The following is a 23717-nucleotide window of genomic DNA, read 5'->3' on the forward strand; positions in this document are numbered from 1 at the left end:
AATTTGAAGCATGGTGTGAGCATCCCTTGAAACTCATATGAAGTTGGTTCTTCGGATACCGTGCACCCACTCTGCTCATCTCGTCTCAGCTTCCTTTCCTGCGCTTGAATCAATCGTTAGGGAACACAAGCCCAATCTGCTTCCGAATCTGATCCATGACCTGCATCGTAACATAGGAGCGTTCATACGTGTTCATGTCAGACTCCTTTTTGCCTTCCTGAACCAGATTGACGAACTCCTCCACTTCATAATACATCGCTGGATGGGTTTGTTCGACTGTGAGCTGCTCCACCGTACCGTCATTGTAACGTATCTCTGCATGTTCCGGTGAACCAATCTTGTCAATGATAATGCTGCCCAGTTCGCCCATGATTTCGCTTGGTACATGAGAATTGGAGATTTTGGAGTATGTAACGACCGCATCCATCCCATCATAGTCCAGAAGCACGCTACCTTGTCCATCTACGCCAGATTCCAGCATCATCGCTTGGGATTGAACCTGGTTAGGTGCACCGAACAACGTAATCAATGGATAGAGACAATACACCCCGAGATCCATTAACGCCCCATTAGCGAGTTCAGGCTTGAACGCGTTCAGGACAATCCCCTCTTTGTACTTGTCGTAACGCGAAGAATACTGAGAGTATCCTGCTACGTATTTGCGGACAGGACCAATTTTATGCAGGCTCTTCTGCACCATTTTGAACTGGGGAACAAGGGTCGATTTCATCGCTTCCATGAGCAGAACCTGATGTTCTCGTGCTGTATCGATCATGCTCCGAACTTCGGCGTTATTTGCAGCCAGAGGTTTCTCACACAATACATGTTTACCGTTTCTCAGAAAAAGCTCAGCCTGCTCTGCATGAACCGTATTCGGTGATGCAATGTAGACTGCATCAATCACATTACTTGCCGCCAACTCTTCCAGATCGGTGAATCGGTGTTCAACATCATATTTATCTGCAAAAGCGTTAGCCTTATCTTCAGTTCTTGAGTACACGGCGGTTAATTTGAATCCTTCAACCTGTGCTGCGGCTTCAAGAAGCCTTTCTGTAATCCAGTTAGTACCCACTACGCCAAAACGAACCATGCCTACCTACCTCTTTCATCTATAAATTTCATTTGAGTTCTAAACCTGTATACCATCTTGTATATTGTAGCTCATATTTCGTTCAGATTGAAGGAAGGTACTTTATCCCACATATTGATATCTTGCTTTTTAAGTTGAAACTTCGTCAATCCTTTGGAGTTGAGGGTATAATTAGAGATGAGGTGATCACCGTGGGAAGTCCAGATCAAGATCGCATACTGCCCGAATCTTTAGATGAAAAATACTGGCATGCCATCATCAACAACGATAATTCTTATGATGGAACGTTCTTTTATGGTGTGCAGACAACGGGCATTTTTTGCCGACCTTCCTGTAAGTCCAGAGCACCCAAAGCTGAAAATGTGCTGATATTTCAACATGTTGAAGAAGCGTTAGCATTAAAGTTCAGACCCTGCAAACGTTGTAAACCAACAGGCGAGCGGGTACCTGATCAGGAGTGGATATACGGGATCACGGATTACATCGAACATCATTACGCCGAACCTCTATCGTTAGAGGTCCTTGCCACTGTAAGTCATGGCAGTCCATATCATCTGCATCGTGTGTTCAAGCGGATTACAGGCCGCACACCGGTTCAATATATTCAGGATAAACGAATTACCGAAGCCCGGAAGTTGCTTGAACATACCGGACTTACCGTCACCGATATTGGTCGCCATGTCGGTATACCTAACTCAGCTTATTTCATTACTGTATTTCGCAAACACACAGGTCTCACACCTGCACACTACCGCGAAAGGCATGAGAACTTATGAAGACGAATCTTACTTACAAAGTACCCAAAACGTTACTCAACAAGGGGACAGGGTTCCTTAATGGATATACACATACGCTGAATCCTTACACAGGCTGCACCTTCGGTTGTTCCTATTGTTATGTCAGACAGATGCCTGTCTCCTTATTTCGCAAAGAGGATTGGGGAACGTGGGTCGATGTGAAACAGGAGGCTTCCCTAGTGTTCGCCAAAGAGTTGCAACGTGCCCTGACCAAAGGGAAAGTCACTCTGTTCATGTCATCCAGTACCGATCCGTATCAACCCGCCGAATACAAGGAGTGTATCACGCGTTCATTGCTTGAAACGATGGTACAGCATCCGCCCGATTTTGTATTAGTCCAAACCCGTAGTCCACTCGTTACCCGGGATATAGATCTGCTACAGCAGTTAGGTGACCGGGTTCGTGTCAGCGTGACGGTGGAGACGGATCTGGACGATATGCGCAAGCATTTCAGTCCTTCCGCTCCCCCAATTGCAGGCCGATTACGTGCATTGGAACAGTTGCGGGATGCCGGAATACCCACGCAGGTGGCGATTGCTCCTGTATTACCCAGCAGTGAACAGTTTGCAGCCATCTTGAGACCTCTGGTTCAGCGTGTATGCATTGACGATTATTTCATGGGCGATGGTAGTGAGGGCAAGCGCACCCGTCGACTCGGCATGGAGTCGCTCTATCAAGAAGTGGGGATGGATCATTGGTATCATCCAGATGCGTATCAGACTGTTGTACAGCGGATGAAAGACTATTTTGCCGAAGATGAAATCTGGATCAGTCAGGCGGGATTCGAGCCTTAATTGGCTATATAAATTGAACTAAAATATTTACACTGGACACTCCGATAACAGAACAACCTTCCGATCGCTGTTATCCCCAGTTTTTTTGATTTAATAAAAAATAGCCCCTTTCCTTGTTTGAAGGAAAAGGGGCTGTTTATCATGACATAAACAATAATGGCTATCTTATTTATCCAATGTATACAATGGCAGATCCACCGGCAATGCAGCCGGGCGCTGACACGAGCTTTTCATCTGGTAGAATGTCTGTTCATCTGATGAATCATGGAATGCCCACATGGCCTCAAGAACATGGTAGGCCAACTCCCCACTCGCACGGTGTGTACGTCCACTATGTGCTGCATAGGCCATATCTGCAACACCAATGCCGCGTGTATTCTCCTGATATCCTGGGAGAAGTGGAACTTCCGTCCATTCATGTTCACCCAGCAAGCGGTAACGAACCGGACCGCCAAAGGTGTTAGGGTCAGGTACCTGCAATGTACCGTGTGTGCCATATATCTCAATCGGTGGCAATGCACTTCCACCAAATACGTCAAAACTCGTAATCAGTGTGCCAATGGCCCCCTGTTCAAACTGTAACAGACCCGTAACGTGAGTAGGAATTTCGACGGGAACCGTCTGGCCCCTCTTTTTCTCACTCGTAATCGTCCGCTCTTCCATGGCTTTACCTGTCATGCCTGCAATCGATTTGATCGGTCCCATCAGTTGAACCAATGCCGTGAGGTAGTACGGACCCATGTCAAACATTGGCCCACCGCCTGACGCGTAATAAAACTCCGGATCGGGATGCCAGTGCTCATGACCACGGCTCATCATAAATGCGGTCGCCGCCACCGGCTTGCCGATTACCCCTTCTTCCACCAATTGAAGTGAAGTCTGGATGCCTGAACCAAAGAACGTTTCTGGTGCACAACCCACGAGCAATCCTTTACGCTTCGCTGTTTCGAGCACGACCTGCCCTTCTTCACGGGTAACCGCGAGCGGTTTTTCTACATAAACATGTTTGCCAGATTCAAGTGCCCGCAAGCATACATCTGCATGAACGGAAGGAATCGTCAGGTTGATGATCAGCTCAATCTCGGGATCAGCCAAGATTTCGTCGACGCTGTATACGTTAGGCACGTTATAGGCTGCTGCCTGCTCCTCGGCACGTTTCCGGTCGAGATCCGCAACAGCAACAAGTTCCAGCACCTCGAACCGGTGACAGTTTTCCATATAAATGCCGCTGATTTTACCGCAGCCAATAATGCCTACTTTCATTGTTTTCATGCCTGGGGCTCCCTTCGCCGTGGATCAGAAATGGTTTATCCATTGAGGATGAATTGTTGACACAGAAGTTACGTTTGCAATCAAACTACAATCTCATTAGTTCTGGTTGTCCGCCATACCTGTGTACACTTCGGTTGCTGCACTTACCCGACTCTTGGCAAGTTCTTTGCCTGCTGCTGTCCATTTGAAACCACTGCGCATCATTTCAGTCACGGGTTTCATGTCTACAATGTCTGCATGGTGTCCCAGCGAGTTGTAGAATACCCGTCCGGCGCCCCAGCGTTTCGTCCAGACAACAGGCATATCTACGGGTCCATTCGCCGCATGCGGACCACTCACCACTGGAAAACGAGTTGTTGCCAGCACTTCCACTGCCGGGTCTACGTGCAGGTAGTACTGTTCACTTTTCACCTGAAAATCTTCAATATGATCCAATAACGGGCTAGAGCCACGCTTCATGTTTACCATATACTCCACACCATCGTTACCTGGATGAGCAACCCATTGTCCACCCGTCATAAACTGCCAGTCTACGTTATTTCGGAAGGCATCACACATGCCGCCATGAAGACCAGCCAAGCCCACACCGCTCTGAACAGCCGCTGATACGTTATTGACGAGTTCCTGCTCAATCTGTCCCATCGTCCACAATGGCACGATCAGATCCAGACCCATCAGCTTCTCTGCATCCGCATAAGACTCCAACGTATTCGAGACTTCAACCTCAAACTGCTCTTCCTTCAAAATACGCTCAAAAATCGCTGCTACCTGCTCCGGTTCATGTCCATCCCAGCCGCCCCATACAATCAGTGCTTTACTCATCGTTTATTCACTCGCTTTCGCCTAGTTTAGTTGTGTTCAACCTTATTTCTGACGTCACTGTCTTGCTTGATCACATCTCTTCAAGCGTCACCCAGCGCCGTTCTGTTACCGAACGTTCTACCGCTTCCAGTACAGCCTGACAAGCGACCCCATCGTGGAAACTCGGTGATGGTTGGCGTCCTTCAGAGATTGCTGTCACCAGCTCCAGCATTTCATGGGTGAACGTGTGCTCGAATCCAATCGTATGTCCGGCAGGCCACCAGGCTTCAGCATATTTATGTGCCGGATCGGTTGCCAGTACACGGCGGAATCCCTGTACGTCCTCTTCATCTTTTGTAAAATACACTTCCAATTCATTCATCCGCTCAAAATCAAATCGTACACTGCCGAGACTGCCGTTAATCTCAAACGAGTTCGTACTACGATGACCTGCTGCAAAACGTGTAGCCTCGAAGCTGCCCAGCGCACCTCCTGTGAATCGTGCCAGGAACAACGTAGCGTCGTCGACAGTCACTTCTCCTTTCGGTGCATCCGCATTCGAACTGCCCTTTGCACTCAGACCAGTCATTTCGGCTGCAAGCGGTCGTTCTTTGATGAAGGTTTCGCTCATGCCGATGACTTCCTGGAATTCACCAACGAGGAAACGAGCCAGATCGATTAAATGCGCGCCCAGATCCCCGTGGGAACCAGAGCCAGCCACTTCTTTTTGCAAACGCCATACCAGCGGGAACGAAGGGTCCATGATCCAGTCCTGCAAGAAAAAAGCACGGAAATGATAGATCTTACCCAGTCGTCCGCTCTCCACCAGATCCTTCGCTAATTGCACCGCTGGTGAGAAACGATAGTTGAACCCGACCATATGGGCGACTCCAGCATCCTCTGCTGCCTGAAGCATCTCACGCGAATCCGCGAGGGACAGAGCCAGTGGTTTCTCACAAAAAAGGTGCTTGCCCTGACGAGCCGCTTCCAGCGCAATTTCCTTGTGGGCATCACTTGGCGCGTTGATATCAATCAGATCAATATCATCCCGCTTCACCAGTTCGCGCCAATCAGTCACACTCTCGGACCAACCGAACTGATTCGCTGCCTCCCGTACTCCCTGCTCGTTACGTCCACAGATCACAGACATCTCAGGCTGCAGCGGAGCAGACGGGAAAAACATCGGCAGACTGCGATAGGCATTACTGTGGGCCTTCCCCATAAACTTGTATCCAACCATTCCGACACGAAGACGATTTGACATGGTCATTTCCTCCTTTGGAATAATAAAAAGTCTTTTATCTTTTAATGTGTGTACCAATAAACTATTGACGGATAGAAGAAGCACGGATGATCAGTTCGGTAGGCAACAACGCTCTCGCTGATTCGGTTACCGCTACAACAGAATTATTCGCTTTATCTTTATCACCCACAGACCCATGCATAAGCTTCGATGCTGCAAGTTCACCCATCTCAAAAAATGGAACCCTGACGCTGCTCAGCGGCGGAACCGCCATCTCGGCGGCATCGGAGTCGTCATAACCCACAAAAGCCGGAAAATCCGCAGCCCTTACTCCCCGCTCACGCAAACCATGCATGACACCAATGGCCATCCGGTCATTGGCCGCAAATACAGCATCAATCTCATGTAAACGATCTGCTACAATCGATGCCGCCTCAATGCCGCTTCGTCTACTATAGTTCCCCTCAAGCAATAGACTCGGGTCCAGCTCCATACCTGCTTCTTGCAGACCAAGACGGACACCTTCCATTCGCTCCTGGCTGTTGGAATAGCTGTCCGGACCATTGAGAAAAGCGATTCTACGATATCCCTGATCCGTAAGATGACGTATGGCAAGCCTGCTTCCTTCCACATGATCCGCATCCACTTCCGTGAACGATTGGCCCTCAAAATGCTGATTCATGACACAGAACGGGTGTCCTTCCTGATGAAGCTGCTGCATGGCCGCCAGTTCTTCATGATCATCTCTGGCACCAAGGATGATGCAGGCATCCACTTTCTGACGCCGGAACAGATCCGTATAATTCATCACTTCACCGGGTGTCCGGAACATAACCAGAAGGTCCATGCCATTGTCTCTGGCTTTGCTTCCAATCCCACTCAGCATTTCCGAGAAAAAATACGCCGAGAACAGATGCGCCTTCGGAACATAAGGTAATACCACGCCAAGGTTCCCGCTTTTACTTCTGGCAAAACTGCGAGCAAGAGCGCTGGGCACATAGCCTAACTGTTCGGAAGCTTCAAGAACCTTGCGGCGTGTCTCTTCTTTAATAGGACCTACCTTATTAAGCACCCGGGAGACCGTCGCCTCGGAAACACCCGCAAGATCAGCCACTTCTTTACGAGATGCCATGAATTTCACCCCCCCTTTATATAAGTTGAACTAAAATTATTTACACTGACACTACGATGACAGAATAACCTTCCAATCGCTGTTATTCCCAGATTTTTTTGATTCCCTTTTCTAAAGGGAAAATCCGGTGATAGCGTATGCTTCCGATGCAGCTTTCTTTCAGAAAGCTTTTAGGCGAACGCTTCGCTTTTTCAGGTTTTTTCTGTCCTCTCCGTTATCGTGCAAATGATTAATTCAACTTATATATCTCATCAGCAATAATATAGTAATTAAAAATCGATATTTATGTACGCGCGTACATTTTCTCACGCCATGTAACCGTTGTCAATGCTTTTAACACAAAAAAATAATGAGAGCTCGGGTTAATCCAAGCCCTCATTATTATCTTGCCAGAGATGGTACTTTTCACTACAACAATTACAGTTGATCCTGTTTGTTCAATTATGTGGGGAGTGCAGCTCACAACGTCGTTGTAACGCCAAGATCAACGGAGGATTGACTAAACTCAGCCTGCTCCATCGTTTTTGCATGACTCGGAATGCGATCCGAGGGTTCTGGCGTGGATTGGAGCTGTCTTACTTTGTGCAACACTTCTTTGTTAGGCAGGAAGTGTTGGGAACGAATAAACCGAATTGTTTTGGTTTTGGCACGCATAACAATCGAATCCGTCTCGGCGCGATCATCCGCAAGATACCGCACCCCTCCCAAGATCTCACCTGGCGTCACACCTGTTGCGGCAAAAATAACATCCTCCGTGCCGATCATATCCTGCATCGTTAATACTTTGTATGGATTATCAATCCCCATCTGCAAGCAACGCTGAAATTCGTCTGCGTTGGCAGGCATCAGACGACCTTGAATCTCACCCCCAAGGCAAGATAGCGCTGCGGCAGCCAGCACACCTTCTGGCGCTCCTCCAGATCCGACATACAGATCAATGCCTGCCTCCGGGAATGCTGGCGCCATCGCACCAGCAACATCGCCGTCACTGAGGAACTTAATTCTCACACCAACCTTGCGTAGCGTCTTGATTGTGCTCTCATGTCGCACACGATCCAGAATCATCACAGTGAGGTCCGAGATGTTTTTGTTCAATGCGGCAGCGGCTTTCTCCAGTGTGACTTCAACCGGGTCTTCAATGCTGACCTTGCCTACAAGCGCAGGACCTACCGCCAGTTTCTCCATATACATGTCCGGTGCGTGGAGCAGGTTACCTTTTCCCGCCACTGCAATAACCGAGAGAGCGTTGTTTAGTCCTTTGGCCACGATTTCTGTACCTTCGAGCGGGTCTACAGCCACGTCAACCTCAGGCCCCTCAGCGTTGCCCACTTCCTCGCCGATGTACAACATGGGTGCTTCATCCATTTCTCCTTCACCGATTACCACCGTGCCGCGAATGGACACGGAATCGAACATGGCGCGCATGGCCAAAGTAGCCGCTTCATCTGCACTGTTCTTGTCGCCTCGTCCCATCCAGGGTGCTGAAGCTAACGCAGCCAATTCTGTTACTCTGACAATTTCCAACGCCAGTTCGCGTTCCATTTTTCCCACTTCCCTTCCAATTTCCAAAAGCATAACTTGAAAGCAGTACTAAATCCATCGCAAATCCATATGAAATTGATCTATAATCGGCGTCGTAGCGCCTTTTGCATGATGTATACCTTATTTATCCAATTAATATTTTGATTGATTTCGCTCCTTTCTTCGTCTGGTTTTAAGAGTTCAATCCACCTGTTTTCTCACTTGAAATATTAATTTTTTTCCATTTTGCGCTCATAAAACTAAATAGTTCAACATGGTGAATTAACACACCCGTTTCGTTCGCAAAAAGTTCTTTTAACATGCGGTATATACAACTTATATACTGATTATTAAGAACGTAACGTTATCTAACAAAATACGAACGAAAACGATTTTCGTATGACTGTCCAAACGTAGAAATAAACCAATAAATTGTAATGATGATCCTTGAGATCAGCCTGCTCCCTTTAACATTATTGAGCTAATTATACTGCCAATTATGTATTAATCAGGACTTTAACTTTTGCTAAAGCCATAGACGTAGCTTATGAAGGTCATCGAAAATAATAAGTTTACATAATATTTATTATGTTTTTATTCTTCAGTTTTTTCATTTTATTATTTAACGGTTCTGACAAAACATAAAAAAGCCCAAAAGAATTCTGCTCAATAGCATTTTTCTCTCAAGCTTTTCCCTCGATGATTCCGTTACAGTATCGTTTTGATCATTATAAAATCAATCTGTTTCTCATCTCCCATGTAAAAAGCATGAGCTCCTGTCTGTACAAACCCCATCTTTTCATAAAATGCGATGGCATTTTCATTTTTCTCCCACACGCCTAACCAAATATTCGTTTTGTGATGTTTTTTTGCCATCTCTATGGCTTTATGGAGCAGCACTTTACCCAAGCCATGTTTTTGGAACTCTTTCTTGATGTACACTCGCTCGATCTCAAGGGATTCCACACCCATCTTCTCAGACTGAGCATCATTGATATTTACCTTCATGTACCCTGCCACTTTATGGTTGACATAAATAAAAAGAAATTGTGAATCCGCAATGGACAGTTCCGTTTCCAATTGCTCCCGATTAAACGCCTTTTCCAAATAAGCTTTCATATTTTCGGGTGAATTTTGCGCTTTAAACGTTTCATTAAACGTCTCATAACTTATCTCCTGCAGTTCACATACATGTTCAATGGTACATATCTCTATACGAATCGTCATCTATATTCACATTCCTTTAACAAGTTAATCGTTTGTTGCAAATGCACTAAAAAAGGGTTACATTGAATTTAGCTCAATTTTGTTGTATTTGCAACATAATATCTAAAAAGAGGTTGAATGAATTTGAAATATGTACTTTTTGTCGCAGGTATTCTCATCTTAACACTTGGCATTTCCCTTACCATCCAATCTGAACTGGGTACCTCACCGTTTGATGCACTTCTGGTAGGGCTGTCACATCATGTAGGGCTTTTACAGACCAATTTTGCACCCATTCCGATTGACCGCTTAACATTAATCTTGCATGAAATCACTCAAACTCCCTTATTTGTATCGAGAACATTCATTTACCTTGTATTTTTAATTCTAGCGTTTCTGCTCAGTGGGCCGATTGGGCTTGGAACGTTGATAACCGTATGTTGTGCAGGTGTACTTCTTCAGTTCATCATGGGCCATACGAAAAAGATAATAGATCGCATATTAACAGACATGGATACATCGTCACATACTAGAAGTGATAAAGAACATTCCGTCTAATCGGTGTACACCTTCTACACCATAAAAAGGCTGAATCAAAGGTTCAACCCCTGATCCAGCCCATCAACCTCTTCCTTAAGGCTCAATTCCCCATACCAGCTGACCGTTCACATACCCCGTAACCTTATCATGGTTTGCGAACTGGCTGCCAGATGCCTTGAACGAGTAATCATTAGTCTGTGTGTAATTTGACCAATTGTTTTTGGAAAAGCGTGCTTGAACCTCTGCGCTCTGGCCTGCATTCAGTGTTCCTGCCGCACTTGTAAAGCCCACTTCCAGATAATGATCGGCTCCGGCAACTGGAGTCGCAAGTTTAACGAATTGGCTCGTTACATTTGCACTGCCCATACTAGCCCAGTCGGACCAGAAACTCTGAGCCTCTTCCCCGTCAATCGTATAGTAATACCGGAGTTTTACATCACTCAACGGAATGGCCGAATCACCAGAGTTAACCAATTTGAATTTAGGTGAAATTCCGTTGGTGGATGCACTTGTATTGCCGTTAAACGCTTGAATCGTCAAATCTCCAGCAGGTACAGTAATCGTGCTGTCTAACACATTCACTGTAAGCACAGAGTTATTTCCTCCATTAAAGTGAAAGTTCAATACGTTCTGGCCTAAGGGCAGCGTGGCAAGATAGGATTTGTTCAGAACAACAGCAGAGCTGGATGCTGTATAATTCTGACCCCATACAAGTGTAACATTCCCCTTTGTGATGCTTGTAAGCTCACGTCCGTTTAAGGTAAGGGATATGGAAAGATCTTGCGCTGGATTCGTCGCTTTATCAAATGTTGCATTCACAGGTGAAATCACAGCATCTGTATTCGGTGTTGAATCCACAATTTTGACTTTTAACACAGGGTCCTGACCTTGATTAAAATCCAGAACAATTGAGTGCTCGCCAACCGGCAGTGTCGCCAGGTACGCTTTTTTCAGCAGTAATGTGCTTCCGTTCAAGGTATAGTCCGTCGTTGCGGTCAATGCATTGTTGCCTGCCCGGAGAGCCGTTAACGTATTGCCGTTTGCATTCACGGTTACGGTTTTATCGCTTTGATTGGGTGTGTATTTGTCAAATTCGACATTTCCAGGTGTGATGGATGCACTGGGGTTGGGATTGTTAACCTTTAGATTTGGCAGCTCATCCAACGTAATGACATAATCACTTTGATAAAGCGTTTTCAACGTTGCCGGGTAATTAAATGCATCACTCATCAGATGCTCGCCATACCAAGGGCAGAAGTACAGCCATCCTGATTTCTCCTCGGTCAGATTCTTCACACTTGGAATGGTATCGTTCTCCGTCATGGCTACCATTTTTGTACCGTTCGTCAACTCAACAAGCTTATAGAAAATCGAGGTAATCGCATCCTCATTCGGCACGCCGGACAAACCGTCATAACGGTTGTAGATCGTATTGTATTTATCATATCCGACGAGATCCACCTGATCATCACCCGGATACCATGCCGGAGAAGTACTGTATACATAGCTGTTGTAGGTCCAGATCAGATTGTGCAAGCCATACGTCTCGGTCAGTTCGGTATAAAGCAGATCCCATAGCTCTTTGTACACTTCTGCACCTGCCGAAGCCCACCAGAACCATGCACCTTCCCCGTTCAGCCCGCCGTTCCCTTCTGCTTCATGATACGGACGGAACAGAACCGGCACGTTGTTGTCTTGCAAAATCAGTAATTGTTCTGCCAAATCCTCGATGGTCATCATCACGTATTGATACTCTTTGGTACCGGGAATTACCGCATTTGCTGTATTAAAATTCGTTTCTGTTGGCTTGTACGTAGCTTCTTTCCAGTCTACAAAGTCTCCGAGCTCATACGTATTGAAATTACGAGGCACATTGATATGCCAGGAAGCTGTTGCAATGCCTTCACGGTTATTTACCCAATCAATCATGCGATCGGTTGTACCGTCCTCCCAACCATACAACGGATTATAATTCATCAGATCAAAGCCGCGAATAGCCGGATACTTTCCGGTCAGATCATGAATCCATTCGAACTCAAGCTCCGAATCTCCGTCATTCCCTCCTCCGTAGATCTCTTGCTGACCAGAAATGATATTGTTTCCGTATACCTCCGTTAAATAATTCATCAAAATTTGCGTTTCCGGTGTAGCTTCAGGATCAGTGAGAACTGGCTGCACATTCAGAGGATCCAGATCCGCATAATCCACTGTGAAGGTATCAAAATACGCGAAGCCCCAGCCAGCCTTCAGCTCAATCGTGTTGGCCCCCTGATTCAGCTTGTGAAAGCCAAAATCGAAGTCTGACCATGTTGTTGTGTAAGGCAGCATGTACGCACCTTTCGTAACACCATTCACGATTAAATTTTGTGACCTGCCATCTGCACTGAGCTCCTGCATATATCGTGTGGAGATTGCGTACATGCCGGTTTCCGGGACAGTAACTGTGAAGGTTAGTGTGCCAGAGTTCTGCATCCAGACAAATCCGTCCCCTGAGAATCCAGGCTTGGGTTGTCCATAGATTGAAGTAACCACTTGAAGATCGGGGGTGAGCTGCGCATCTTCGCTTTCGATGGTGAAAAGTGGTGTGTCTGCATGAACGGGCGCTGTCATTAATCCAAGCAGTAGGGCCAATGCCAGCATCATTGCGGTTGCCTTTTGGAGCAAATTTTTCATCAATTCCATCTTCCTTCCCAAGTGAAATATGATAATGAAATGTTAATGAACCCATTCATGATGGCGCTTTCATTTTAAACATAGCATGCACACCAATATTTGTAAATATATGGTGAATGAGAATGTTTGAAATTCTTTTGTACCAGTACTTTGAAAGCCATTTGTCCATCGTTTCACCAATATTGAAGCCAATCGAAAACGGTTCATTATCTAACCAGATTTGGGCCTAGAACTTCATCTCACATTAGATAATTGTACTTGGTAGAAAACTTAAAAAAACAAAAAAAGCACTCCTGGATCGGATGCTTTTTCAAAGAACGTTTCTTCAATTCTCCTTGTTTTTTTATGCTACGTCCTGCGTCCCGACTCACCTTACGATTTCCTCGGTAGATGTTACCTTTAGTGAACAGCGCTCCCCTGCCTTGCGTACCGCCCGAATAATGCCCCCGTAGCCGGTACAACGACACAGATTCCCGCACAATCCCGTTTCAATCTGTTCTTGAGAAGGTTCAGGATGTGCATCCAGTAATGCCTTGGTGGAGATCACCATGCCCGGAGTACAGTAACCGCACTGGAAACCACCTTCCTCCACAAAAGCCTGTTGAATCGGATGCAGAGTGCCTTTCTCTTCGCCATGCAGACCTTCAATGGTCGTAATGTCACTGCCTTCACATTGATAAGCCATGAGAAGACAGGAATTCACGGGCTCCCCATCGATCAGCACCATACATGCGCCGCACCGACCGACTTCGCAGGATACTTTGGTACCCGTCAGTTGCAAATGAGTCCGAAGTACATCGACAAGTCGGGTCGTTTGGGCGATCTCCAGATGTTTCTGCTCGCCATTCACAACGGCTGTCCAGTAGTTTTCAAGTGGTTTACTCATGATGGACTCACTCCTTCCTGCAAAGGTACATTTAAAGGTCTGACCAGTTGTTCCCTCGGTACAGGAAGACGGTTAATCCATACGCCTGTTGCCTGATGAATTGCGGCTGTAATGGCCGGCGCAAGCGCTACGGAACCAATCTCACCCATGCCTCTCGGGCCAAATGCATCACCTTCGGGCAAATCTTCAATAGCCTCAACCTCCAGACTCGTATGGATATCCCGAATCGTAGGGATCAGATAGGTGTCGAGGTTGGTCGTTACATAGCGGCTGTCCTGCATGACCGCATCTTCGGTCAACGTAAATCCAAGGGCCATGACACTGCCACCTTCAATCTGTCCGATATATCCCATCGGGTTGATAACCGGGCCAGCCGCCACAACATGGCGGGTATCGAGCAACTTGGTTTCGCCGGTCAAGGTGTTCACTTCCACCTCTGCCGCAACCGCCGCGTACGTATACAAATAATGCCCGCCTACCACGTTGTCCGGCGTAGTTGGGTAATCGAACTTTGTATCGAAAATCCATTCATCGGCTTCGCCCTGCATCGCGAGTTCAGCATACGAAACTATAAAACCTGATGAAACTCCCTCTTTCGCCAGGTATTGAGATGCACCTAAATAACTTTCAGCCTTTTCTGGTGTTTCTACTTCTGAAGTTTCGGCAGGAAGCTGGTCTTTGCGCCATACGCCACCGGGTCCTGTTACCAGTTCATCCACCGGAATGCTCGACATTTCAGACGCAACAGTGAGAACACGGGAACGAAATGGAGTCTGCAACCGCTGCAAAGCCATCCAGGCCATCGTTGTTGAACGTGAAGCAGTGCTTGATCCGCTGTGTGGTACACGATCCGTGTCTCCAATGATGATACTGAGATCCGATGTACTGCATAGGAACAGATCACACAACATAATTTCCAACGTTGCAATGAGCCCTTGACCGAATTCCTCGTAGCTGAACGCCACCTCAATCTTGCCTTCGTTATTCAGGGACAGGCGGCCTCCTGCAGGGTCCGGAATGCCGTAACCCAGCCCTGCACCATGCATGGCGATGGCTGCTCCGACTCCGCGCTTGATCCACGGCGGCAGAGTAGGATCTGCCAGGGGATGCTGATGTTTTTGCCACAGTTCGGAGCGATCCAATGCCTCCCATACTTGAAACAGTCCATCCGTGACCAGAATGCGTTGATTCAGCGGTCCGGGATCATTCTTTTCCCTCATATTGCGTCTGCGGAACTCCCAAGGGTCCATGTTCAGGATTGCTGCAAGCCGATCCATCTGGCCTTCCATGGCAAAAATCGCCTGATTCCCGCCAAATCCGCGAAACTCACCTGACAGCCCGTTATTCGTATATACAGATACACCTTCCACATCCACATTTGGAATGGCGTAGGGTCCAAGGCAATGCTCAGTACAGAAGTTCAGCACAGGTGCGCCAAGTGTGGCGTACGCTCCTGTATCTGCTGTTATACGGACACGATGCGCCTGGATAATACCTTCTCGACTCATACCCGTCTGCATTTCAATCTTCATCGGATGCCGCTTCAGCCCTGCACGCACGGATTCTTTACGTGAATTATGCATTTTCACAGGACGTCCGCATCTCAAAGCCAACAATGCACCATAAGGCTGTACGTTTAGTTCATCTTTTCCGCCAAATGAACCACCAATCGGTGAAGACACCACCCGGATATCTTCTTCAGGACAGCCAATGATGCGCGCAAGCTGCATCCGGTCTTTATAACCATGTTGCGTTGCTGCGTATACATTCAGCCTTCCCTCTTCATCCGGGACAAACAAGCCACCTTCTGTCTCCATGTATGCATGCATCTGACGAGGCGTATAATACGTCTCTGTCACGATATGATCACACGTGGCAAAGGCTTGCTCGGCATCTCCACGTTTGATCTCCGTCCGATGCAGCACATTACCGGGACCATGCTCATGCAACTCTGGTGCGCCGGGAGCCAATGCAGCATCTGTACTATCCAGTGGCGTGAGTTCTTCATACACTACCCGGATCGCGTCCAGTGCGAGGGCCGCACGTTCCGGAGAATCCGCAGCAACCGCTGCAATGGCGTCACCGACATAACGCACGATATCCTCACAGAACACAGGCTGGTCCGGGGTCGCAATGCCAAAACGATTCAGACCAGGCACATCTTTGGACGTCAGAACCGCATAGACACCCTCCAACGCCTCAGCTTCCGAAGTATCTATAGACAATAGGCGAGCATGAGGATATTCGCTTCGCAATACTCTGCCATGAATCATGTCAGGTAGCGTCATATCCGTCAGATATTGAAGCTGGCCAGTTACTTTGGGTGCCCCGTCTGGCCGCAGGTGCCAGCGTTTCCCGCTCTGTTGCCGATTCAGCAGCATGATCCCTCTCCCCCTTTGTTTAATCGAAATCTTCTATTCGTGAAGTGCTTTCCATAGCCCGGCGCCAAGCATGTTGCCCGCGGTCTGCTTGCGATAATATTCTGTTGCAAATGCATCCCCATACGTTGTAAATTCACTAGCAACAGCAGCTGCGAGAGTCGCCGCTTGCATGACAGTGGCTTCGCTATTAAAAAGCTGTCGTTCTGAATTCAGCAGTCTCATTGCCATGCCTGAACCCCCGCCTGCAGCAATCGCAATCTTGGTCCAGCGGTTATCCGAATCAATCTCACCGTGTAACGCAACCGTCACCAGCGAAGCACTGAACGTCTCCCGTCGACCCAACTTGCGGTAAAAGGAAACTTCTCGTGCAGCAGATCTGTGCCCACTGTCCACATCAAACAGAGAGGACGGTCTCATCGGGATATGAATCGAGATTAATACACCCCCTGGATTCCGACTTCCATCCCGTCCACCTCGAAGCCAAGATGACACACTGCGGATCTCAATTCCGTTGTCCGTCAACCAGTGCAGCTCCGCATCATATACAAGCAAAGCAGGCAACGTATCCCCTACTCCGGATACAATATTCCCTCCAAGGGTTGCCACATTGCGAATGGAAGGAGCCGCAATTGTATTCACCGCTTCTTGCAGGATCGGCAGTTGATGCAGCAACGCTTGTGAAGCACATTCCTTTAATCGGGTCATTGCGCCAATGACGATCTCATCTCCCTGAATGGATATACCGTTCATTTCAGGAATATGAGCCAGGCTAATCATGTGTTCAGGTGCAGGAACCAAACCGCCCTCCCACTGGGTTCGCAGCAATGTTCCACCTGCCGTGAAACAACATATTCCCTTGAATCTTCTTCTCAACGTTTGCAGTTCTTGCAGATTCTCAGGCTGCCATACCGATGGCATGGCTCCAGAACCGTATGCCGGTGTTACCATCGCTGCATCCCCTTTCTCTCTCTTCCTTGGGCAGGAAATTCAACCGTCTGATCCAAATAATTCTTCAAATCATATGAGAGTTCAGCAACAACGTCAATTACCTTCACATCGTTTTGGATAAATGTATAAAACCTGCGTTCTATTTGTGCTTGATGCATTATGATCTATCAAAAGCTAACATAGACTCTCTTTCACCACACGTTAAAATAAGACAAACAGGCCAACCAGACTGCCTGGCTGACCTGTTCATGTCATTAAATTAAACATAATTATTCATCTTCTCCTATTCATGAGTCTGTCTTATTCGATTCAAATACATGACTCAAAATGCGTTCCAATTCCGGTTCCGTATCCGCATCCCAGAAACTAGTCTCAGACAGTGATACATGTATACCTGAATAGTTGGCACTGTACATAATCTTGCGCGCCCCCTCATCTCCATGCAAAGACAAGAGAGGTCCGAACATATGGGATCGAAAAGCAACGGGCGGCTTTCCTCCCTCACCGTCGGTAGCTGCGACATAGTCACATAGTTTGTGGGTAGCCAGTGCTGTAGTCACCAGATTGATATCCTGTGCTTGTAATAAAGGCTGATCCGCCAGTAACATGAGAATGCCCTCCGGTTTGTACTCCATGGCCGACAATACGCCAGAATGAAGAGAATTCGCCATGCCGCAAGCATAGTCAGCACAGGCCACAATTCGAAGTCTCGCTGTGGGATGATACGCATACGTGGCAGAATCAATCCATTTTACAGGCAGCCATGCCAACGAATCTTCCGGTTTGACTACACAGACCACTTGATCCAGATCCGAATTCAGCGCAGCTTCCAGTGACCATGCAGCCAGTGACCTCCCGTCTGGCATGACAACCGAGAGTTTATCCCGACCAAGGCGACGGCTCCTACCTGCTGCCAGAACTATGCCCGTCATTCGCATGTGCAACGCTTCCCTTCTGCACCAGATCGGAACTCAAAGAAGAGACCTTATGTTTACATGCAATCAATTCCGCTGCAATGCTGATGGCGATCTGTTCGGGACCGTCTGCTCCGATGCTCAAACCAACGGGAGAGTGCACATATTTCAACGGTGGTAAGCCATCCAGCAGACGGGCTGTTCGTGTTTTGGAACCCATGATGCCAAGATACGTGTACTCACAGTCCACTAACATCTCCAACAGTTCACGTTCACGGGGGAAATTGTGACTCATTAAAATCAAATAATCTCCGTAGTTTATGTTTAACAGAGGCATAATCTCACGTGGGAAACCAAGTACAAATTCAGCTTCAGGGAATCGTTCCGAGGTGCATAAGGACTCTCGCCAGTCCGCTATAACAACACGGAATCCTGCCGATCGGGCGAGTCTGGCAACAGGAATAACATCATTCCCGGCTCCGATGATAATCAGGCGTGGTATAGGCGTGTATAGGCTAGTGAGTTGCTGTGGAACATCCCAGGGATTCGTTGAAACTGTGTTGTTTGTCGCTATTCCAGCATCAGACTCAGCATCAGAGATATGTTGTGAATCACCGGACAGATGGGATGAGCGAGATCCGTTTGACGTAGCAGGTACCCTTTCAGGCACAAGCATAAGGCGAGGTAGATCAGGACGATCATGAGAAGGGACGAGCGAAGGACGCAAGACTGGCTGGCGCCGGGTACCCGTTAGTTCAATCCGTTTCCATCCATATTGAATCCTTGTGTAATCATCTTGGAACGTTCGGGTTAACGCTATTGCAGCGCCGGATCGAAAACACTCATACATCTTCTGTAGCGTATCTCGGAGTTCACCACACACAGGTTCAAGCAGCACAACAACGAGTCCGCCGCAGCCAATCGTCTCCCCCCAGGACAGATCATCCTCGGGACGCATGTCGTACTCCGCGAATTCCATCTGCATTGTATCCAGCACATGGCTCACCCGGGCCTGAAGATCACTCTCCAGGCATCCCGGACTGATACTGCCATACATTCTGCCATCCTCGGTCAACAGCATAGAGACTCCCTGCTTACGGTAAGCATGACCGTCTACCTTGATCGCTGTTGCGAGTACACAGCGCGTGTCACGGGCTGCGATTGCACACAGATCATGCATTTCCATAGCGGTCTCCATCCCTTCTGTAATTGCATAAGTTTCCTTCGTTCAGATACGCTTCATTAATCTCGCAATACTCTTATCTGACTCACGCAGCACAATGCCACGATCAATCGTCTGAATCTTGCGATTTTTGAGAACAATGCTGCCATCGATAATAACGGTGTCCACACAGCTACGTGTTGCGGAATAGACCACGCGGGAATAAACATCCGTCTCATAGGAAGGGTACGTATGAAAATCATCGAGATCCAGCAGCAGCATATCTGCCTTTTTGCCCACTTCGAGACTGCCAATTTCCTTCGACAAGCCTAACACCTCTGCACCGCCCATGGTAGCCATGCGTAATACGGTCCGGGCATCCATCACCGTTGGGCCATGAGGAATCTTCTGCATCAGCGCTGTGAGGCGCATCTCCTGAAACATATCCAGATTGTTGTTGCAAGCGGCGCCATCCGCCCCGATCCCAACAGCAATTTGTCGATTCAGCAGATCTGGAATATCCGCTACCCCGGAGGAAAGTTTCATATTTGATCCAGGACAGTGAGTGACTTTGACACCGCGCTTGCGGATGATCTCCTTCTCTTCCTCACTCAGCCATACACAGTGGGCCAGCACCAATCTTGGGGTAGCCAAACCGATATGATCGAGGTATACGATGTTACGCATCCCGCGTTCGTGTTCTACCAATTCGATCTCTCCACGATTCTCGGAGGCATGGGTATGGACTTTGACATGATATTTATTGGACAGGTCGCGCACCTCTACCAGCAATTCCTCGGTACATGATACAACGAAGCGTGGACAGAAAGCATATTGAATGCGACCTCCGCCAAACCCGTTCCATTTCTCCAACAGATCCACACTCTGTTGCAGCGAAGTTGCTGTATCCTCACGCAGGGGTTCCGGAACCTCGTCCCCATGATCCATCATCACTTTGCCCGAAATGACCCGGATGCCGCTCTGTGCCATCGCCTGAAACGCCGAGTCCGTGTGATGTACCGTCTCCATATCCAGAATGGTCGTGGTTCCGCTGGAGATCAATTCGCCCAATCCGAGCATTGCCGAATAATAGACGGACTCCTCATCATGCGCTGCTTCCAGTGGCCAGATTCGTTGACGGAGCCAATCCATCAGTTCCAGATCGTCCGCACGCCCACGGAACAAGGTCTGACACAGATGAATATGCGTCTGGATGAAACCTGGCAAGAGCACTTTACCGCGAGCATCAATGATTTGGTCAGCCTGAACGTCGATGTGCGCTGCTATCTCCTTGATTTTGTTATCCTCGATCAACAGATCTCCGATGAACACTTCCTCTTCTGCATTCATCGTCACAAGCTGTGCGCCTTTCAGCAGGATCGTTCCCATGCCAATCTCCCCTATCTGTGTCTGTCTATATAGTACAACTCATACCTATCTACACTTGCACTCCAATGACATACCAATCTTCCGATCGCTCTTATCGTGTAAGTATCTAGTTGACTTATAAGTGTTCATGTAGCTGTTACCATCCAATAGCCATACCATCGCCTCTGGGGTCTGCTGCGCCGCTAATCATGCCGTCCTCACGAATGACAATGCCTTGCGACTGTCCCATAATACCGTCCCACGGTGTTCTCGCTTCAACGTTATGTCCCCACTGGGCAAGGGTTGCACATACGTCGTCATGATATCGGTTCTCCACACGCATCGTATCGCCTTCTTCGCCCCAGGTACGTCCGTACACCCAACGCGGCAGGCTGATCGCTTCCTGGATGTTGAGCCCGTAATCAAGCACCCCGGTAAGCACCGATAATTGTGTCTGCGGCTGGCCTTCTCCTCCCTGTGTACCTACGAGCATATAAGGTTTGCCATCTCGTGTAACGAGGCCCGGCATGAGGGTGTGGAATGAGCGTTTATTCGGTTCCAGTACGTTGGGATCCCTCGGATCTAAGGAGAAAAAAGACCCTCGGTTCTGCATGATAACCCCCGTATCCCCTGGAACATAGGCTGCACCAAAGTCAAAATACAGGCTTTGAATGAACGAAACGGCATTGCCTTCGCTATCAACAACCGCTGCATACGCCGTGTCCTGACCTATCGTTTTGGACAAAAACGGCTGTGCCACAGGTGGAGCACACTGAATCTCATTCCACAATTGGTCTCCGTAACCCTTGGATAACAGATGTTCTAGCGGAATGTCCCTGAAATCCGGGTCCGTCAGATAACGGTCACGATCCCGAAACGCCTTTTTCACCACTTCCGCCATCAGATGATAGAATTCCGGTGAGGTACGTGCTACAGAGGACAGATCCGTATGCTCCAGCATATTTAACATCATCAGCATCGAGAATCCTTGCGAGTTGGGCGGCATCTGATGAACTTCATAGCCACGATACTCCGTGCTAACGGGTTTCACCCATTCGCCACGATGGCCTGCAAAGTCTGCTGGTGCAAGCATCCCCCCATCCTCACGAATAGCCGAAGTCAGACGATCCGCGAGTTCTCCTGTATAAAAAGTATCTCGCCCTTCCGTCTGAATCAGACGAATGGAGGCAGCAAGATCAGGCTGGATCAGCAGCTCGCCTTCCTGCAAAAGTGTACCCAAAGGCGCAAATACCGCTTGCAGCGGTGTATGACCCAGTATGAAATCTTCATCCCTTTCCATCCACAGGCGGAGATTCCGGGATACAGAGCATCCTTTTTCCGCATACTGCGCGGCAGGTTCAAGCAACTGCTCCCACGGTAACTTGCCGTATCGGGACCAGACTTCCCACCAGGCATCCACCATTCCCGGAACCGTGATGGCACTAAGTACACCGCGCTGAGGGATGGCACTCATACCCATCGCTTTGAACGTATCCGCATGAATGCCTGCGGCTGAGCGTCCACTTCCGTTATAGGCGGTAATCTCACCGCTGGCTCCGTCATGAATCAGGAAGAAGGCATCGCCTCCAAGTCCGGTCATATGCGGATATACCACACCTAGTGCTGCACTGACCGCAACAGCAGCGTCATAAGCATTCCCGCCCTGCTGGAGGATGGAGCTTCCCACTGCACTCGCCAAATAATGAGGAGTAGTAACCATGACTTCTCTGGAGATTGGCATCTGATTTAACATAAGGCACCCTCCTTCCCTGCATACACATCCATCGCTGCCTGCACCGCTTCACCGGCTGGTAATACGTGACGATGACGTAATAGAACAGCTTCCAGCGCTCCGAGCACATGAAGTACGTTCTTGCGCTGGCAGCTGAATCCCATTGTACCGATCCGCCAGATCTGCCCTTTCAACGGTCCAAATGAACTGGCAATCTCAATGCTGAAATCGTTCAGCAACATGCTGCGCACCGATTCACCATCAATCCCCTCCGGAATTGTGATACAAGTGACCACAGGAAGTTTACTGGACATATCCCCGTACAGTTGCAGTCCCATTCCCTGAATTCCAGCGACCAACGCACGTTCATTCACCCGATGTCTCTGGAACCTGGCCTCCAATCCTTCTTGCAGCAGAATACGTAATCCTTCATGAAGACCGTAGAGCATGGAGGTAGCTTCTGTATGGTGGTTCAGCCGGGCCGAACTCCAGTAATCCTGCAATTGGCTCAGGTCAAAATAATTACTGGCAATGGTGCGGCCTTCTGCCCGCGCACTGGTTGCGTCACGGAGTCCGCGTTCAACTGTTTTACGGCTCATCAGCTTCTGTTCCACACGACTGTTGTACGTGAGAGGTGCCATCCCTGAAGGAACGGACAGGCATTTCTGCGTTCCACCCATTACCGCATCCAGATGCCAAGCATCCGTTTCCACCGGAGTCCCACCAATGGTTGCTACAGCATCCACAACGAGTAAAATATCCAGGTCGCGACAGGCTGTGCCAATCTCCGCAAGGGGCTGCATCTGACCGGTGGAAGTCTCACCATGAACCATCGCAACCAGACTCGGTTTATGGGTATGAATCGCCTTGATCACCTCTTCCGGATCAAATACCGTTCCCCATTCCGTTTCAAAAAAGACAACCTCGGCACCACAGCGTTCCGAGATTTCAACCAGCAGATGTCCGAATCGTCCATAGATTGGGACAAGAACTTTGTCACCAGGCTGGATCAGACTGACCAATACAGCTTCAATGCCTGAACGGGATGTACCGTCTACCGGATAACACCACTCGTTGTCTGTCATATATAACTCACGCAGCATTGCCATTGTCTCGTTCATCAAGGATGTGAACTCCGGGTCAAACTGTCCCAGGATCGGAAAGGATAATGCTCTCAGTACACGTGGATCAACTTCAACCGGTCCCGGGGTCATAATGGTCCGCAAGGACGGAGATAACTCTTTATAGGTGGACATC

At 48.3% G+C, this 23717-nt stretch carries 19 protein-coding genes; 3 read left to right on the forward strand and 16 right to left on the reverse strand.

All coding sequences use genetic code 11. The features are described 5' to 3' along the window. Positions 1–109: 109 nt before the first annotated feature. A complete protein-coding gene (locus J7E78_RS18400) occupies positions 110–1090 on the reverse strand; it encodes a Gfo/Idh/MocA family protein (RefSeq protein WP_215077640.1) in 981 nt (326 codons plus the stop codon). 191 nt (positions 1091–1281) lie between these two features. Here J7E78_RS18400 and J7E78_RS18405 point away from each other — a divergent pair, with 191 nt between their 5' ends. Both J7E78_RS18405 and J7E78_RS18410 read left to right on the forward strand, forming a co-directional pair. Next, positions 1282–1866, forward strand: coding sequence for a bifunctional transcriptional activator/DNA repair enzyme AdaA (locus J7E78_RS18405; RefSeq protein WP_215077641.1), 585 nt, complete (start codon positions 1282–1284; stop codon positions 1864–1866). Continuing rightward, the gene (locus J7E78_RS18410) at positions 1863–2681 is read left to right on the forward strand and encodes an SPL family radical SAM protein (protein WP_215077642.1); all 819 of its coding nucleotides are present in this window, start codon (positions 1863–1865) and stop codon (positions 2679–2681) included. Before J7E78_RS18405 ends, J7E78_RS18410 begins: the two co-directional genes overlap by 4 nt. Positions 2682–2846: 165 nt before the next feature. Here the strand turns inward: J7E78_RS18410 and J7E78_RS18415 are convergent, their stop codons facing one another. The 6 genes from J7E78_RS18415 to paiA form a co-directional block, all read right to left on the reverse strand. Then, on the reverse strand, positions 2847–3953 hold the full coding sequence (locus J7E78_RS18415; RefSeq protein ID WP_215077643.1) for a Gfo/Idh/MocA family protein: 1107 nt from the start codon (positions 3951–3953) through the stop codon (positions 2847–2849). Positions 3954–4049: 96 nt separating this feature from the next. Next, positions 4050–4775: a ThuA domain-containing protein gene (locus tag J7E78_RS18420; protein WP_215077644.1), complete on the reverse strand. Its 726-nt coding sequence runs from the start codon at positions 4773–4775 to the stop codon at positions 4050–4052. A 70-nt stretch (positions 4776–4845) separates the two neighbouring features. Next, complete coding sequence (locus J7E78_RS18425) at positions 4846–6018, reverse strand: Gfo/Idh/MocA family protein (RefSeq protein ID WP_215077645.1); 1173 nt, start codon at positions 6016–6018, stop codon at positions 4846–4848. A gap of 61 nt (positions 6019–6079) precedes the next feature. Then, positions 6080–7129: a LacI family DNA-binding transcriptional regulator gene (locus J7E78_RS18430; RefSeq protein WP_215077646.1), complete on the reverse strand. Its 1050-nt coding sequence runs from the start codon at positions 7127–7129 to the stop codon at positions 6080–6082. A 459-nt stretch (positions 7130–7588) separates the two neighbouring features. Then, the gene (glpX, locus tag J7E78_RS18435) at positions 7589–8671 is read right to left on the reverse strand and encodes a class II fructose-bisphosphatase (RefSeq protein WP_036613775.1); all 1083 of its coding nucleotides are present in this window, start codon (positions 8669–8671) and stop codon (positions 7589–7591) included. A gap of 687 nt (positions 8672–9358) precedes the next feature. Next, positions 9359–9877, reverse strand: coding sequence for a spermidine/spermine N(1)-acetyltransferase (paiA, locus tag J7E78_RS18440; protein ID WP_215077647.1), 519 nt, complete (start codon positions 9875–9877; stop codon positions 9359–9361). A 123-nt stretch (positions 9878–10000) separates the two neighbouring features. Between paiA and J7E78_RS18445 the strand changes: the two genes are divergently transcribed. Beyond that, complete coding sequence (locus J7E78_RS18445; RefSeq protein WP_215077758.1) at positions 10001–10414, forward strand: hypothetical protein; 414 nt, start codon at positions 10001–10003, stop codon at positions 10412–10414. Between the two features lie 75 nt (positions 10415–10489). Here the strand turns inward: J7E78_RS18445 and J7E78_RS18450 are convergent, their stop codons facing one another. The 9 genes from J7E78_RS18450 to J7E78_RS18490 all read right to left on the reverse strand — a co-directional run bounded on the left by J7E78_RS18450 (position 10490) and on the right by J7E78_RS18490 (position 23716). Further along, complete coding sequence (locus tag J7E78_RS18450; RefSeq protein WP_215077648.1) at positions 10490–13069, reverse strand: glycosyl hydrolase; 2580 nt, start codon at positions 13067–13069, stop codon at positions 10490–10492. A gap of 367 nt (positions 13070–13436) precedes the next feature. Beyond that, positions 13437–13955 (reverse strand): (2Fe-2S)-binding protein, encoded by a 519-nt coding sequence (locus J7E78_RS18455; RefSeq protein ID WP_215077649.1) that lies wholly within the window; start codon positions 13953–13955, stop codon positions 13437–13439. Then, positions 13952–16336, reverse strand: coding sequence for a xanthine dehydrogenase subunit D (gene pucD, locus J7E78_RS18460; protein WP_215077650.1), 2385 nt, complete (start codon positions 16334–16336; stop codon positions 13952–13954). Before pucD ends, J7E78_RS18455 begins: the two co-directional genes overlap by 4 nt. A 33-nt stretch (positions 16337–16369) precedes the next feature. Further along, the gene (locus J7E78_RS18465; protein ID WP_215077651.1) at positions 16370–17284 is read right to left on the reverse strand and encodes an FAD binding domain-containing protein; all 915 of its coding nucleotides are present in this window, start codon (positions 17282–17284) and stop codon (positions 16370–16372) included. A 287-nt stretch (positions 17285–17571) separates the two neighbouring features. Continuing rightward, positions 17572–18222, reverse strand: coding sequence for a nucleotidyltransferase family protein (locus tag J7E78_RS18470; protein ID WP_215077652.1), 651 nt, complete (start codon positions 18220–18222; stop codon positions 17572–17574). Beyond that, a complete protein-coding gene (locus tag J7E78_RS18475; protein ID WP_215077653.1) occupies positions 18188–19384 on the reverse strand; it encodes an XdhC family protein in 1197 nt (398 codons plus the stop codon). The genes J7E78_RS18470 and J7E78_RS18475 overlap by 35 nt, the downstream gene beginning before the upstream one ends. Before the next feature lie 42 nt (positions 19385–19426). Next, complete coding sequence (locus J7E78_RS18480) at positions 19427–20749, reverse strand: 5'-deoxyadenosine deaminase (protein WP_215077654.1); 1323 nt, start codon at positions 20747–20749, stop codon at positions 19427–19429. Positions 20750–20885: 136 nt separating this feature from the next. Beyond that, on the reverse strand, positions 20886–22481 hold the full coding sequence (gene ggt / locus J7E78_RS18485; RefSeq protein WP_215077655.1) for a gamma-glutamyltransferase: 1596 nt from the start codon (positions 22479–22481) through the stop codon (positions 20886–20888). Further along, entirely contained in the window at positions 22475–23716 is a 1242-nt protein-coding gene (locus J7E78_RS18490) for a pyridoxal-phosphate-dependent aminotransferase family protein (protein WP_215077656.1), read from the reverse strand. Before J7E78_RS18490 ends, ggt begins: the two co-directional genes overlap by 7 nt. Position 23717: the final 1 nt, after the last annotated feature.

Origin of the sequence: Paenibacillus polymyxa (assembly GCF_018614975.1) — a bacterium.
GTDB classification, from domain to species: Bacteria; Bacillota; Bacilli; order Paenibacillales; family Paenibacillaceae; genus Paenibacillus; species Paenibacillus polymyxa_E.